Here is a 13,891-nt window from a genome sequence, read left to right as displayed (position 1 = left end):
CAGCATGCACCTATTCGCTACCCATTTCGGAACCTATGAGGTCGGCGCGGATGCGAACGGAAAGCCGCGGCTCCTGCCTTTCCGGCACGATCCCGATCCGTCGGAAATAGGGCTTGGCTATCTCGACCTCGCCGATCATCCGGAACGCATCCGTGCGCCGATGGTGCGGCGATCCTGGCTCGAAAAGGGGCCGCTCGCCGGTACGGGCGGTTTGCGGGGCCGTGAGGATTTCGTGGAGGTGGACTGGGACAGGGCAACCAGCCTCATTGCGGACGAGTTGCGGCGCGTCCGCTCCGCTCATGGAAATCAGGCGATCTTCGGCGGCTCGTACGGCTGGGCGAGCGCCGGCCGTTTCCATCATGCGCAGAGCCAGCTCAAGCGGCTTCTCAACCTTGCCGGCGGCTTCACGTCCTCGGTCAACACCTATTCCTACGGCGCGGCCGGCGTGCTTCTGCCGCATGTTCTGGGACCTGATTACAAGGATGCTTGCGATACCTCGCCCTCCTGGAGCGATATCGCCGACAATTGCGAGCTTCTCGTCGGGTTCGGCGGCCTCCGGCTGACGAATGCGCAGGTCGAGGCCGGCGGCACGGGAAGCCACCGCGCCGTCGAATGGCTCCGACGCAGCCAGGAAAAGGGTCTGCGTATTGTCGTGTTCAGCCCGACGGCAAGCGACGCGCCCGAAGGACCGAATGTCCGCCATGTTCCGCTGCGGCCCAACACCGACGCCGCCGTGATGCTCGCCATGTGCCACACGCTGCTCACCGAAGGTCTGCTCGACTGCCCGTTCCTGAAACGCTGCACGGTCGGTTTCGGGGAGTTCGAGAGCTATCTCATCGGTGAGGCGGACGGCATTACGAAGGATGCCGAATGGGCCTCGAAGATTTCGGGAGTGCCGGTCGGGACGATCGTCGAAATCGCCGAGGATCTTCATGACCTTCGCAGCCTCGTCAACGTTGCCTGGTCTCTGCAGCGCGCCCGCTTTGGCGAACAGCCTTTCTGGGCGGCGATCGCGCTCGCTTCGATGGCGGGCCATGTCGGCCAGCGGGGCTGCGGTTTTGCCTTCGGCCTCACGGCGGTCAATTCCGTCGGCCAGCCGGTGCGGCGTCTGAAAGGCCCTGCCTTCGAGCAGGGCGTCAACCCGGTCCGCCACTTCATTCCGGTGGCGCGCATCACCGAGCTCCTGGAAAATCCCGGCGGCCGGATCGATTACGATGGCCGTCCCCTCGAACTGCCGGATATCCGGCTCGTCTGGTGGGCGGGCGGTAACCCTTTCCATCATCACCAGGACCTCAACCGGCTTTCCGAAGCCTTCCGGCGGCCGGAAACGGTGATCGTCACCGAGAACATGTGGACGGGCACCGCCCGCATGGCGGATATCGTCCTGCCGTCCGCCTTTCCCTTCGAGCGGGACGATATCGCCGCCTCCTCGCGCGACAATTGGCTGGTCTATAGCCGCCGGGTCATGGACCCGCCCGCGGGCGTGCAGACCGACCATGAGGCCTATCGGCTGGTTGCCGAAAAGCTCGGCTGCCGTGAACGGTTCGACGAAAACCTCGGGATCGACGAGTGGCTGGCACGCATCTACGAGGGCTATCGCGAACGCTATCCCGAACTGCCGGATTACCAGGCTTTCCGTCTCCGGGGTTTTGCGGCGCTGGACGAGGGTGAGATGGCCCCCGCACCCGCCGATCATTTCCGCCGTTTCGTGACGGATCCGGCGGCCGCGCCGTTGAAGACGCCGAGCGGCCGGATCGAAATCCGTTCCAGCACGGTCGGCAATTTCGGTTATCCCGATATCGGCGTCCACCCCGCCTGGAGGGAGCCGGAGGAATGGCTCGGCGCGCCGCTCGCCTCCCGGCATCGCTTCCATCTTCTCTCCCCGCAACCGGCGCACCGTCTGCATGGACAGCTTGAATACGGCCCGGCGAGCCAGAACGCCAAGCTCCATGGCTACGAAAGGTTTCAGCTGAGCGCGGCCGATGCCGAGGAACTGGACGTCAAGGACGGCGAACTCTGCGAGCTTTACAACGACCGGGGCAGCACGGTTGCCGCCCTGGCGGTCGACGACCGCCTGATGCCAGGCGTGGCCGTCCTGCCGACGGGCGGCTGGTTTCGGCCCGATGCCGCGGGCATCGACCGTGGCGGCAATCCCAATACGCTCACCGCGATCACGCCTGCCTCGCATCTGTCGCAGGCGACCGCGCCGAATTCCTGCCTGGTTTCGATCCGCCCCTGGCGCCGTCCTGAGGATGGACCGTCAGGCGAGTAGCATGAGGACTGAAAATATGGATCAGATCGACATCCTTTCCGGCCTCAAGCCGGACTCCGAAGTCTACAGGGCTCGCCGCGAGCGGCCGGAATTCGTGGAAGGCGCGGAGCTTTGCCGCGAGACCGTGCTTGCGCCGCGCAATGGGTTCGGCATCAGTCATGCCATGCGCGCCGCCCTTGCCGCCCGCATGGCGCGCCTCATCGGCCGTGAAGATCTCGCCCGCGCCTATGACCTGATGCTGGAGGAAGCCGGTAGCGACGACGAACTTGCCGCCATCGCCGCGGCGGAGGATCTGTCCTCCGACGCCGATGCTTTCACGAAGGCGCTTGTCCGTCACGCCGACTTCGTCACCAGGACGCCGCGTGACAGCACGAGGGCGGATATCGAACGGCTCGAAGCGGCCGGGCTCACCAATCCGCAGATCATCGCGCTGTCGGAACTGATCGCCTTTGTGAATTTCGAGGCCCGCGTCATCGTCGGCCTCAGCGTTCTGGAGCTGGTGGCATGAGCGGGGCGGGCTTCAAGGTCAAGGCACTTTCCTGGGCGCCCTATATCGAGCCGGTGGACGTCGCGACGGCGACGGAGGAACAGCTCGCCGCCATGCAGGTGACGCCTTCCAACACGAAGGTATCGCCCTATGTGCGGACCCTTGCGCACGACCCGGAATCCTATGTGGCGCGTACGAAGCTCTTCAACGCCATCATGTATGCCAAAGGAGGGCTCGACCGGGCGGAGCGGGAACTCGGCGCGCTCACCGCCTCGGCGGTCAACCGCTGCGTCTACTGCGCGTCCGTGCACGCCCGCCGTTATGTCGAACTCTCCGGCCGCTCGGATGTCGTCGAGGAAATCTACATGCGGGGGCTCGACGGCCCGTTCGAACCGAAGGTCCAGGCGATCGTCGATTTTTGCAGGACGCTTTCGGAGACGCCCTCCCGCGTGACGAGGGAGCAGGTGCAGGCCTTGCGCGATCACGGCCTGTCGAAAGCCGAGATCATCGACCTCATCCATTCGGCGGCGATCTTCGGCTGGGCCAACCGGTTGATGCATACGCTCGGCCATTCCACTCCCGTGGAGGCGAAGTAGTCACCTCCGGCGGACAAGGGCATGAAATCAAACGAATTTTCGATTCAGAAGGAGCTGGAGCATGAATAGGAAACTGATATCGGCGGCAATCGCCGCCTTTTCGCTGAGTGCATTGATATCGACCACGGCACTTGCTCAGGGCAAGACGCTGACCATCGGCATCACCAACACGGTCAACACGTTCGACCCGCATATGACGGCCTCGGTCGGCACCGACCTGAGCCTGCTCAGCCACATCTATCCGTCGCTCGTGCTGCGCGGGCCGGACATGAAGATCGTTCCGTCGCTCGCCACCGAGTGGAAAAGCGTCGACGACAATACCTGGCGGATCACGCTGCGTTCCGACGCGGTGTTCAACGACGGCGAGAAGATCGACGCCGAGGCGGTCAAGTGGAACTTCGACCGCGTTCGCGATCCCGCCGTCAATGCCCGCATCAAGGCGTGGTTCACGCTGATCTCCGATGTGAAAGTCGTGAGCCCGACCGAGCTCGAGATCAAGACGAGTTCTCCCTATCCGGCGATGATCGAGCAGTTGTCGATGTTCTTCCTGCTGCCGCCGAAATGGGCTGCCGAGCACAAGCCGGCGACCGAGACCGCGTCCGGAGGCCCCTACGTCCTGACGGCGGTCAAGCCGGGCGAGAGCTTCACGCTCGATGCCAATCCACAATATTGGGGGCCGAAGCCGGATTTCGATCAGGTGGTCGTCCGTGTGATCCCCGAGCCGGCGAGCCGCGTCGCAGCCCTTCTAGCCGGCGAAGTGGATTTCGTGAACTCGATCCCGACCACCGAGATCCAGCGCATCCAGGATGCCGGCAGCGCCCAGGCGGGCGCGGTGCCGAGCACGCGCACCGTGTTCATCAAGTTCAACACGCAGAAGCCGCCGCTCGACAACAAGCTCTTCCGTCAGGCGCTGAACTACGCGATCGACAAGGAAGGCATCGTCAAGGCGATCTTCAACGATCAGGCGGAGATTGCCCGCTGCGAAGTGATGTCGAAGAACTACTTCGGCTTCAATCCGGACCTGAAGCCCTATCCATACGATCCCGACAAGGCGGCCGAGCTCCTCGAGCAGGCCGGCGGTGCGCCGTCCGAGCCGATCGAGTTCGACGTTCCGAGCGGCACCTATCTCAACGGCGAGGAAGTCGTGCAGGCCGTCGCAAGCCAGCTCGAGGAGATCGGCGTTAAGACGAAGATCGTCGAGATGCAATTCAGCGCCTATATGGACAAGTACCTCAAGACCAAGGATCTGGCCCGTCTGAGCCTGCTCAGCCAGGCCTGGCCGACGATCGACGCGGACGGTCTGCTGACCCTCTTCGCGCCGGGCAATATGTACGCCTATTGGGACAATGCCGAGTTCGGCAAGGCTCTCGAAGAGGGCCGTTCGACCATGGATAAGGAAAAGCGCCTGGCCGCCTACAAGAAGGCGACGGAAGTCATGTGCGACGAGGCGCCTGCGCTCTTCCTCTACACCCAGCCCGCGACCTTCGGGCTCTCCAAGCGCATCACCTGGACGCCGCGCGGCGACGACTGGGTGCGCGCCTTCGACATGAAGCCCGCCAACTGATGATCCCGCATCCCGCGTTCCTTTCGGACGCGGGATGCTTCCCGCCAGACCCGAGGATATCCCATGCCGACAGTGACCTTGAACGATGCGACCTTCGTCTATGACGATATCGGCGATCCGAATGCGGAAGCCATTATCGCGCTCCACGGCGGGCGGGGCATCGGCGACCGGCGGGGCGAGTTCAACGCCTACAAGGTGCTCGCCGACAAGTATCGGGTGATCGCCTACGACCAGCGCGGCTGCGGCGAAACGAGCCTCACGCCTCCCTATACGTTCGAGCAGCTCGCCGATGACGTCGAAGCCTTCCGCGTGAACCTCTGCGGCGGCCGCAAGATCATTCTCGAAGGCGGTTCGTTCGGCGGCATGATCGCGCTGACCTACGCCGTCAAGTACGGTCACAATCTTTCACGGCTGATCCTGCGCGGCACGGCGGCGAGCTATCACCATGAAGACGATGCGATGGTGGTGTTCAAGGAACGCATTCACAAGGCGACCAGCGCCTCCCTGTCGATGCTCGACAAGATGTTTTCCGACAAGGTGAAGGACGATACGGAACTGCGCCTCATCTGGCTGGCGCTGCAGCCGCTCTACTACGAAAAATTCGATCCCGACGCGGCCTTGGAGCGGACGCGCACCATGCATCTCCACGCGGAGACGCACAACGCGCTCTTCAAGGAGCGGCTTTATGACCTGCGCGACCGTCTCAAGGATATCCCCGTCCCGACACTCGTCGTCTGCGGCGCCGAAGACTGGATCTGCCCTCCCAACCACTCGCGCTTGATCGCCGAACGGATCCCGAAGGGCGAGCTTCTGGAAGTGCCCGGCGCCAACCACGCAGTCCACATGGAAGCACATGAGACGGTCATCGCGGCCATTCGGGAATTTTTGGCCCGAACCGCAAGTCCTGTCTGAGTGAATTTGCCCGAGTGAACCTGCTTGAGTGAAGCCGTTTGCGGGGCGTCAGCCGCGCAACAGCGGCAGCAGTTGATCGCCCTGCCGTTTGATTTCCTGGAGATAAGGCGTGTCCGAGAGCACGAAATGCGTGATGCCCAGATCGCGGTACTTGCGCAGCGAACCGGCGACGTCTGCCGCCGAACCGACCAGCCAGGTGGTGCCGGCGCCGCCGCCGCCGAACTTGCCCGGCGCGGTATAGAGATTGTCGTCGAGCACCTCGCCGCGCTCGTGCAGATCGAGCAGCCGCCGCTGGCCGACCGCGACCGCCCGTTTGTGATCGTTCCAGCCGGCGCCCTTGGCCTTCGCCATCTCGGCCACCTTCGCCTCGGCGTCGGCCCAGGCCTCTTCCGTCGTGTCGCGGACCAGCGTGGTGATCCGCAGCCCGAACTCCAGCGGCGGCAGGTCGCGGTCCAGCTTCCTGCTCAGCGTCTTGAGCCGTTCGATCCGCTCGCGGACGCCGTCGAGCGGTTCGCCCCAGAAGAGCTGGACATCGGCCTCGGTGGCGGCGACCCGCTCGGCCGCCTCCGAAGCGCCGCCGAAATAGAGCTTCGGATGCCGACGCTCGCCGCGGACCGCGATGGGCGGCACCACGGTGGACTCGGTGACCCGGAAGTGCTCGCCCGCATAGGTGACGTTCTCTTCGGTCCATAGTCTGCGGACCAGCCGCATGAATTCCCTGGTGCGGGCATAGCGGTGCGCCTGATCGCCTTCGCTGTCGCCATAGGCTGCGAGGTTGTCCTGGCCCGATACGATATTGACCCGCACGCGGCCGCCAGTGAGGTGATCCAGCGTGGCTGCGGCGGACGCGAAGTTCGCCGGCCGCCAGTAGCCGGGGCGGATCGCGATGAGCGGCTCGAAAGTGGTGGTCCGCGCCGCGAGTGAGGCCGCGACGGTAAAGGTGTCGGGCCGGCCCCAGCCTGTGCCGATGAGCGCGCCCTTCCAGCCGTGTTCCTCCAGAGCCTTCGCGTGGCTCGTCAGCGTCTCCAGGCTGTTGTGGCCTTCATTGGCCGTATCGCCGCGATGGCCTGCTTTGACGTCGTTGGGGATGTACCAGAGAAATTCGGAATTGCTGCTCATGCGGTAGGCCTGCAGTTCTGTGTGGTTGGCTTGGTGAAATCGCCGGGAGGCATCCCGGCTGAATGCTATTGATGATGACCGGCGAACTCAACACCGGAAACGGGCAAGTTCTCCCGTGGAGCAGATTCAGGATGGATCGTCATCCGGCGGCCCGTGCCTCCGGCTCCTTCCGTGCCCGAAGCGCAAAGCCGTTCCGCGGACGCTTGAGGCCCAGGTTTTCCCTGAGCGTCGAGCCTTCGTATTCCTCTCGGAACAGTCCTCGCTTGCGCAGGATCGGGACCACCTGGTCCACGAAGTCGGTCAGGCCGGTGGGCAGGATCGGCGGCATGATGTTGAAGGCATCCGCCGCGCCGTTCTCGAACCATTCCTGCATCGCGTCGGCGATCTGTTCCGGAGTGCCGACCACCGTGCGATGCCCGCGAGCCGTGGCGACCGCCAGATAGAACTGGCGCAGTGTCAGGTTATTGCGCGAAACCAGGTCGGAGACCAGCTTCAGGCGGCTCTTGTTGAGTTCGGTGCCCTGCGGCAGCGGAGGGGCGGGATCGTCCAGCGAATAGCCGGAAAGATCGACGCCCTTGTAGTGGCGGGCAAGGATGTTCCAGGCGATGGAAGGGTGAACAAGCGACTGGATATAGTCGTAATTTGCCTGGGCTTCCGCTTCGGTCCCCCCGAGGACGGGGAAGATGCCGGGGCTGATCAAAAGTTCGTCCGGCCTGCGTCCATAGCGGGCGAGCCGCCCCTTGACGTCGGAATAGAATTCCTGCGCATCCTCGAGCGTCTGGTTGGCGGTAAAGATCATCTCTGCAGTGCGGGCGGCCAGTTCTCGCCCGGGCTCCGATGCGCCGGCCTGCACGATGACGGGATAGCCTTGTACGGGACGGCCGACATTGAGCGGGCCCGTGACGGAGAAGAACTGCCCCTTGTGATCGACGAGATGCACCTTGTCGGGATCGAGATAGACGCCGCTTTCCTTGTCGCGGATGAAGGCGTCGTCCTCGTAGGAATCCCACAGGCCCTTGACGAGATCGACGAATTCCTCGGCCCGCGCATAGCGGTCGGCATGGGCCGGATGGCCCGGGATCGAAAAGTTCTTCGAAACGTCTGCGCCTGTCGTGACGACGTTCCAGGCAGCCCGTCCCTTCGAGATATAGTCGAGGGAGGCGAACTTGCGGGCCAGAAGATAGGGATCCTCATAGGTGGTCGATGCGGTGGCGACGAAGCCGATATGGCTCGTGGCCTGCGACAGCGCCGCCCATAGCGTGACCGGTTCGAAATGCGCTCCCTGGGCGGTACGGCGGAATGCTTCGGGGTCCTTGGCGCGTTCCCAGCCCGCCGGGCTGTCTGCCACGAAGACGAGGTCGAACTTGCCGCGTTCCGCAGTCCGGGCCAGCTCGCGGTAATGGTCGATGTTCAGGCCTGCATCGGCTTGTGAGTCGGGATGGCGCCAGGCGGCCACGTGATGGCCGGTCGCCATGATGAACGCCCCGAGCCGCATCTGTCTCTTCTGTCTGCTCATTGGCTTGCCTCCGTTGGCTTTTATGCTGCCTTGCGGCCCGAGACGTCTACTCCGAGCCGGCTCAGGAGGTGACTGCGGATCTGCACGAACCGCGGATCGCCATGGTCGCGCGGCGTCGGCAGGTCGATCCTCAGATCCTCGATGAAACGGCCCTCGTCGAGCACCAGTATCCGGTCGGCGAGAGAGATCGCCTCGTCGACATCGTGGGTGACGAGCAGCACGGCAGGACGATGCCTTGCGCACAATTCCCGCAGCAGGTCGTGCATCTTCAGCCGGGTCAGCGCGTCCAGCGCGCCGAACGGCTCGTCCGCGAGGAGCAGGGCCGGATCGCGCACCAGGGAGCGGGCCAGAGCAACCCTCTGCTGCTCTCCGCCCGAGAGCTGGTTCGGCCAGGCGTTTTCGCGCCCCTGAAGGCCGACTTCCGCCAGGGCCTTCCGTCCCGCCTCCTGGCCGGACGTGCCGGGCAGTCCGAGCGTGACGTTCTGGACGACGCTGCGCCACGGCAACAGGCGGGCGTCCTGAAACACTACCGAAAGGTTCTCCGGCACGTCGAGCGTGCCGGTTCCCTCGACTTCGTGGTCGAGACCGGCCAGGGCCCGCAGGAAAGTGCTTTTGCCCGAGCCGCTCTTGCCGAGCAGGGCGACGAACTCGCCCCTTTCGATATCGAGATCCACGCCGTCCAGGATCGTCTTCGTTGCAAACCTCCTGACGAGGCTTTCGACATGAACGGCTTTGGTTGCAGGCATCAGCTGGCCAGAGTGCGGCGCCATGAGAGAACCCTCCGTTCGAGCAGGCGGACGAGACCGTCCGAGACGAGGCCGAGCAGCACATAGACCACCAGGCCGACGAGAATGACGTCGGTCTGCCCGTAGGTGCGGGCGAGATCGATCATGTAGCCGAGGCCGCTGGTGGCGTTGATCTGCTCGACGACGACGAGAGAGACCCAGCAAAGCGTCACGGCAAACCGCAGTCCCAGGAGGAAGCCGGGCAACGCGCCGGGCAGGACCACCTGGAAGATGAAGTCCTTCTGGCTCATGCGCAGCGTCTCCGCCAGTTCGACATAGCGGCTGTCGATGCTGCGGAGCGCATTGTGGGTGTGGATGTAGATCGGCACGATCACGGCAAGCACGATGGTCGTGACCTTCATGCTTTCGCCGATGCCGAACCACAGGATCAGAAGTGGGATCAGGGCAAGCGTCGGAACGGCGCGCTTGATCTGGACGGGGCCGTCGATCAGCGCTTCTCCGATCCGGGAGAGACCGGCGGTGACGGCGAGGATCGTGCCGATCACCAGCCCGATGCTGAGGCCGAGCAGCGCGCGCGTCGCCGACGTCACGAAATTGTCCTGCAGGCGGCCCTGTTCTATGAGCCTCCCGAAGGCCTCGACGACCGTCCATGGCGCGGAGAGGATGCGCGGGTCGATCCATCCGAGAGCCGAGCCCGCGACCCAGATCAGCACGAGCAGGGCCGGTCCGATCTGCAGGCCGAAAGGTATCGCGGGTCCGGGACCCAGTTTGCGGCGGGCGCGAGGGCCGGCCGGTTTTGTTGCGGTTGAACCCGCATATGCAATGTCACGATGGGGCGTCCGGACCGATTTTCCCCCATCCACATCCCAGGTGGTCGCCATGTTCATATCTCCTCTTGGAAGGGACGGGGATTACTGGCTCTTGGCCAGAGCCGCGGCGCCGAGCTTTTCGAAGCGGTTGTCGAAGATCGTTTCCACGTCGTAGGGCTTGTAGCCGAGCTCCTCCGCCAGCAGGTCGATGGTCTCCTGGTGGCGCTTCTTCACGTCGCTCCAACTGTCGGGTACAACCTGTTCGCCGGTCAGTTTGACGAGATATTCCCCGTCCTCTCGGCTGAGACCCTGCTGGCCGACGTAATATTCCTTGATCCAGGTCTCCGGGTTCTCGTTGACCCATTCGGTGGCCCGTGCCCACAGGCCCACGTATTCGGCGAGAGCCGCCGCCTTGGCGGGATCGTCCAGCACCCATTGCGGCGCGTAGAGATGGCCGGGATCGTCACGCAGGCCATGTTCGACGAGCGTTGCGCCGTCCGGGCCGTATTGGGCGATGTAACGGCGTATGTTCACCCCGCCGAGCGGTGCGATGTCGACCTGCTTGCTCGCCAGCGCCTTCGGGTAGACGTCGCCGGTGCTCGGCAGTTCGACCAGCGTGACGTCGCTTTTCTTGAGGCCGGCGGCATGAATTGCGCGCAGTACGAGGGTACCCTGGGCCTGGCCGGGGCTGAACGCGATTCGCTTGCCGCGGAAATCCGCCAGGGTCTTGACCTCGACGCCCGGCGCGATGCCGAAGCGGTAGATCGGGTTTGCGATCGGATCGCGCCGTTCGCGATAGGCGATGTTGCGGACGGGCAGGTTGTTCCAGTTGGCGAAGATCGACGGGATCTCGGCGACCGATCCGACATCCAGTGCCCGGGCGCGAAAAGCTTCCGAAGTCTGAGGCCCGCCGCTGATATTGGCCCATTTCACCTCGAAGGTGAGCTCCTTGATGAGACCGGACAATTCGAGGGCTTTTTGCGTCGTCGGATCGCCGATGGTCAGCACCGTCCCCGGCGGCACTTTGGGAAGAAGGGGCGCATTTGCCTGGGCTGCGGCCACACCGTGGATCGCGCCGATGGTAAGCAGACCGAACAGGGCGGTTTTCAATGTCTTTGCCAATGTCATCGTTGATCTTTCCCGTTATTTGGTTGCAGATTGCAGGGAGCGATGCACGGCAGGGTGGGATATTTTCTACTAAATAAATAGACTATATATTCCCTTCCTCGGTCGGTCGGGAGAAAGTAATTCTACATATTGGTGCGTTCGACGGTTTGCCCGATCGGGCTTTCGGTTTTAAGACATGCAGACGACAATCCGGGAGAAACCATGCGGGCAGTTCTGGGAGAGGTGGAGAAGCGCCGGGCGGAGGCGAGGCTCGGCGGAGGCGGGAAGCGCATCGAGGCGCAGCATGCCAAGGGCAAGCTGACGGCGCGCGAGCGCATCGAGGTGCTCTTGGACGAAGGCTCCTTCGAGGAGTTCGACATGTACGTCACCCATCGTGCGGTGGATTTCGGCATGGCCGAACAGAAGGTCGCCGGCGACGGCGTCGTCACCGGCTGGGGCACGATCAACGGCCGCCAGGTCTACGTCTTCTCGCAGGACTTTACCGTGCTCGGCGGCTCTCTCTCCGAGACGCATGCCCAGAAGATCTGCAAGATCATGGATATGGCGGTGCGCGTCGGCGCGCCGGTGATCGGGCTCAATGATTCGGGCGGCGCCCGCATCCAGGAAGGCGTCGCCTCGCTTGCCGGCTATGCGGAAGTCTTCCGCCGCAATGCCGAGGCGTCGGGCGTCATCCCGCAGATCTCCGTCATCATGGGTCCCTGCGCCGGCGGCGCGGTCTACTCGCCGGCGATGACCGACTTCATCTTCATGGTGCGTGACAGTTCCTACATGTTCGTCACCGGCCCGGATGTGGTCAAGACGGTGACCAACGAGATCGTCACGGCGGAAGAGCTCGGCGGCGCCCGTACCCATACCCAGAAATCCTCGGTCGCCGATGCCGCCTTCGAAAACGACATCGAGGCGCTGGAGGCAGTCCGCCAGCTTTTCGATTTCCTGCCGCTCAACAACCGCGAGAAACCGCCTGTCCGGCCATTCCATGACGATCCGGCCCGCATCGAGATGCGCCTCGACAGCCTGATCCCCGACAGCCCGGCAAAACCCTACGACATGAAGGAGCTGGTCGTCGCGATCGCCGACGAGGGCGATTTCTTCGAGATCCAGGAAGCCTTCGCCAAAAACATCATCACCGGCTTCATCCGCCTGGAAGGGCAGACGGTCGGCGTCGTCGCCAACCAGCCGATGGTGCTGGCCGGCTGCCTCGACATCGACTCGTCGCGTAAGGCGGCCCGCTTCGTGCGCTTCTGCGACGCCTTTTCGATCCCGCTGCTGACGCTGGTGGACGTGCCGGGCTTCCTGCCGGGCACGGCGCAGGAATATGGCGGCGTCATCAAGCACGGCGCCAAGCTCCTGTTCGCCTATTCGGAGGCGACCGTGCCGATGGTGACGCTGATCACCCGCAAGGCCTATGGCGGCGCCTATGACGTGATGGCCTCGAAACATATCGGCGCCGATATCAACTATGCCTGGCCGACCGCCGAGATCGCTGTCATGGGCGCCAAGGGGGCGACCGAAATCCTCTACCGCTCCGAGCTTTCCGATCCGGAGAAGATCGCCGCGCGCACGAAGGAATACGAGGAGCGTTTCGCCAACCCCTTCGTGGCGGCCGAACGCGGCTTCATCGACGAGGTGATCATGCCGCATTCGTCGCGCCGCCGCATCGCCCGCGCCTTCGCCTCGCTCCGCAACAAGCACGTGACGACCCATTGGAAAAAGCACGATACGATTCCGCTATAGGGGCGGCAAACCGCCCGTGCGGCGCCTATATTGACTTCGTCGTGTTCGCAGAGCGCGAAGCTTTCCCGAAAAACAAGGACAGATTTTCATGACCGACACCAAGTTTCCGCCCGAAAAGAATTTGCCTGCAGGATATGTTCCGCCGAAGGTCTGGAAGTGGGAGAGCGAAAGCGGCGGCGCCTTCGCGAGCATCAACCGGCCTATCGCCGGCCCCACGCATGAAAAGGTCCTGCCGGTCGGAAAGCACCCGCTGCAGATCTATTCGCTCGGCACGCCGAACGGCGTGAAGGTCACCATCATGCTGGAGGAGCTTCTGGCGGCCGGCCATAAGGACGCGGAATACGACGCTTGGCTCATCACCATCGGCAAGGGCGACCAGTTCGGCTCCGGCTTCGTCGAGGTCAATCCGAATTCGAAGATCCCCGCCATGATGGACCGCGCGCCGAAGGGCGGCGGAGAGCCCGTGCGCGTGTTCGAATCCGCCTCCATCCTCGTCTATCTGGCGGAGAAGTTCGGCGCCTTCCTGCCCTCCGACCTGAGGCTGCGCACCGAGACGTTCAACTGGCTTTTCTGGCAGATGGGCTCGGCGCCCTTCCTCGGCGGAGGCTTCGGCCATTTCTATTCCTATGCTCCGATGAAGATCGAATATGCCATCAACCGCTACGCCATGGAGGTGAAGCGGCAGATGGATGTGCTCGACCGGCATCTGGCGGATCACGAATTCATGGCCGGCAGCGAATATACGATCGCCGACATGGCGGTCTGGCCCTGGTATGGGCGGCTCGCCGCCAAGGACGCCTATGACGACGCGGGCGATTTCCTCTCGGTCGACGAGTATAGAAATGTCCAGCGGTGGAGGAAACAGATCGGCGAACGGCCGGCGGTGAAGCGGGGATCGATGGTCAACCGAACCTCGGGCGACCCTTCAACGCAACTTCACGAACGTCACGACGCCTCGGATTTCGAGACGAAGACCCAGGACAAGATCGGCAAGGCTTGAGGAATCCG

Annotated in this window: 12 protein-coding genes; 7 read left to right on the top strand and 5 right to left on the bottom strand. The window is 63.7% G+C overall.

The annotated features are described in order from the left end of the window. Positions 1-4 precede the first annotated feature (4 nt). From QTA58_RS08120 to QTA58_RS08100, 5 genes are all read left to right on the top strand, one after another. Entirely contained in the window at positions 5-2,272 is a 2,268-nt protein-coding gene (locus QTA58_RS08120) for a molybdopterin-dependent oxidoreductase (protein WP_289672379.1), read from the top strand. Position 2,273: 1 nt separating this feature from the next. Beyond that, the gene (locus QTA58_RS08115; RefSeq protein ID WP_289672378.1) at positions 2,274-2,780 is read left to right on the top strand and encodes a hypothetical protein; all 507 of its coding nucleotides are present in this window, start codon (positions 2,274-2,276) and stop codon (positions 2,778-2,780) included. Next, complete coding sequence (locus tag QTA58_RS08110; RefSeq protein ID WP_289672376.1) at positions 2,777-3,355, top strand: peroxidase-related enzyme; 579 nt, start codon at positions 2,777-2,779, stop codon at positions 3,353-3,355. The genes QTA58_RS08115 and QTA58_RS08110 overlap by 4 nt, the downstream gene beginning before the upstream one ends. 61 nt (positions 3,356-3,416) lie before the next feature. Then, the gene (locus tag QTA58_RS08105; protein ID WP_289672375.1) at positions 3,417-4,919 is read left to right on the top strand and encodes an ABC transporter substrate-binding protein; all 1,503 of its coding nucleotides are present in this window, start codon (positions 3,417-3,419) and stop codon (positions 4,917-4,919) included. Between the two features lie 63 nt (positions 4,920-4,982). Then, positions 4,983-5,831 (top strand): alpha/beta hydrolase, encoded by an 849-nt coding sequence (locus QTA58_RS08100; RefSeq protein WP_085421779.1) that lies wholly within the window; start codon positions 4,983-4,985, stop codon positions 5,829-5,831. A gap of 48 nt (positions 5,832-5,879) precedes the next feature. On the opposite strand, the gene QTA58_RS08095 is transcribed toward QTA58_RS08100, so the two are convergent. From QTA58_RS08095 to QTA58_RS08075, 5 genes are all read right to left on the bottom strand, one after another. Further along, positions 5,880-6,950: an LLM class flavin-dependent oxidoreductase gene (locus QTA58_RS08095; RefSeq protein WP_289672374.1), complete on the bottom strand. Its 1,071-nt coding sequence runs from the start codon at positions 6,948-6,950 to the stop codon at positions 5,880-5,882. Positions 6,951-7,089: 139 nt separating this feature from the next. Further along, the gene (locus QTA58_RS08090; protein ID WP_289672373.1) at positions 7,090-8,466 is read right to left on the bottom strand and encodes an LLM class flavin-dependent oxidoreductase; all 1,377 of its coding nucleotides are present in this window, start codon (positions 8,464-8,466) and stop codon (positions 7,090-7,092) included. Between the two features lie 20 nt (positions 8,467-8,486). Continuing rightward, positions 8,487-9,236 carry an ABC transporter ATP-binding protein gene (locus QTA58_RS08085; RefSeq protein WP_289672372.1) on the bottom strand — a complete coding sequence of 250 codons (750 nt, stop codon included), beginning with the start codon at positions 9,234-9,236 and terminating at the stop codon, positions 8,487-8,489. Further along, a complete protein-coding gene (locus QTA58_RS08080) occupies positions 9,212-10,093 on the bottom strand; it encodes an ABC transporter permease (RefSeq protein WP_289672371.1) in 882 nt (293 codons plus the stop codon). The genes QTA58_RS08085 and QTA58_RS08080 overlap by 25 nt, the downstream gene beginning before the upstream one ends. A 30-nt stretch (positions 10,094-10,123) precedes the next feature. Continuing rightward, positions 10,124-11,149 (bottom strand): ABC transporter substrate-binding protein, encoded by a 1,026-nt coding sequence (locus QTA58_RS08075; RefSeq protein ID WP_289672370.1) that lies wholly within the window; start codon positions 11,147-11,149, stop codon positions 10,124-10,126. A gap of 201 nt (positions 11,150-11,350) precedes the next feature. On the opposite strand from QTA58_RS08075, the gene QTA58_RS08070 reads away from it, so the two are divergent. Both QTA58_RS08070 and yghU read left to right on the top strand, forming a co-directional pair. Continuing rightward, entirely contained in the window at positions 11,351-12,883 is a 1,533-nt protein-coding gene (locus QTA58_RS08070; RefSeq protein WP_289672368.1) for an acyl-CoA carboxylase subunit beta, read from the top strand. 88 nt (positions 12,884-12,971) lie between these two features. Further along, positions 12,972-13,883 carry a glutathione-dependent disulfide-bond oxidoreductase gene (gene yghU, locus QTA58_RS08065; RefSeq protein ID WP_289672366.1) on the top strand — a complete coding sequence of 304 codons (912 nt, stop codon included), beginning with the start codon at positions 12,972-12,974 and terminating at the stop codon, positions 13,881-13,883. Positions 13,884-13,891 lie beyond the last annotated feature (8 nt).

The sequence above is a fragment of the Neorhizobium sp. CSC1952 genome (genome assembly GCF_030378245.1).
Classification (GTDB): domain Bacteria; phylum Pseudomonadota; class Alphaproteobacteria; order Rhizobiales; family Rhizobiaceae; genus Neorhizobium; species Neorhizobium oryzae_A.
The sequence above is the reverse complement of the archived record's forward strand: the minus strand, read 5'-3'. Positions and strand labels throughout refer to the sequence as shown.

Excerpts from the sequence above, each read along its gene's own strand:
- QTA58_RS08105 (WP_289672375.1), top strand. The coding sequence starts at position 3,417 with ATGAATAGGAAACTGATATCGGCGGCAATCGCCGCCTTTTCGCTGAGT.
- QTA58_RS08070 (WP_289672368.1), top strand. The coding sequence starts at position 11,351 with ATGCGGGCAGTTCTGGGAGAGGTGGAGAAGCGCCGGGCGGAGGCGAGG.
- yghU (WP_289672366.1), top strand. The coding sequence starts at position 12,972 with ATGACCGACACCAAGTTTCCGCCCGAAAAGAATTTGCCTGCAGGATAT.
- QTA58_RS08090 (WP_289672373.1), bottom strand. The coding sequence starts at position 8,466 with ATGAGCAGACAGAAGAGACAGATGCGGCTCGGGGCGTTCATCATGGCG.
- QTA58_RS08120 (WP_289672379.1), top strand. The coding sequence starts at position 5 with ATGCACCTATTCGCTACCCATTTCGGAACCTATGAGGTCGGCGCGGAT.
- QTA58_RS08085 (WP_289672372.1), bottom strand. The coding sequence starts at position 9,236 with ATGGCGCCGCACTCTGGCCAGCTGATGCCTGCAACCAAAGCCGTTCAT.
- QTA58_RS08080 (WP_289672371.1), bottom strand. The coding sequence starts at position 10,093 with ATGGCGACCACCTGGGATGTGGATGGGGGAAAATCGGTCCGGACGCCC.
- QTA58_RS08110 (WP_289672376.1), top strand. The coding sequence starts at position 2,777 with ATGAGCGGGGCGGGCTTCAAGGTCAAGGCACTTTCCTGGGCGCCCTAT.
- QTA58_RS08075 (WP_289672370.1), bottom strand. The coding sequence starts at position 11,149 with ATGACATTGGCAAAGACATTGAAAACCGCCCTGTTCGGTCTGCTTACC.
- QTA58_RS08100 (WP_085421779.1), top strand. The coding sequence starts at position 4,983 with ATGCCGACAGTGACCTTGAACGATGCGACCTTCGTCTATGACGATATC.
- QTA58_RS08115 (WP_289672378.1), top strand. The coding sequence starts at position 2,274 with ATGAGGACTGAAAATATGGATCAGATCGACATCCTTTCCGGCCTCAAG.
- QTA58_RS08095 (WP_289672374.1), bottom strand. The coding sequence starts at position 6,950 with ATGAGCAGCAATTCCGAATTTCTCTGGTACATCCCCAACGACGTCAAA.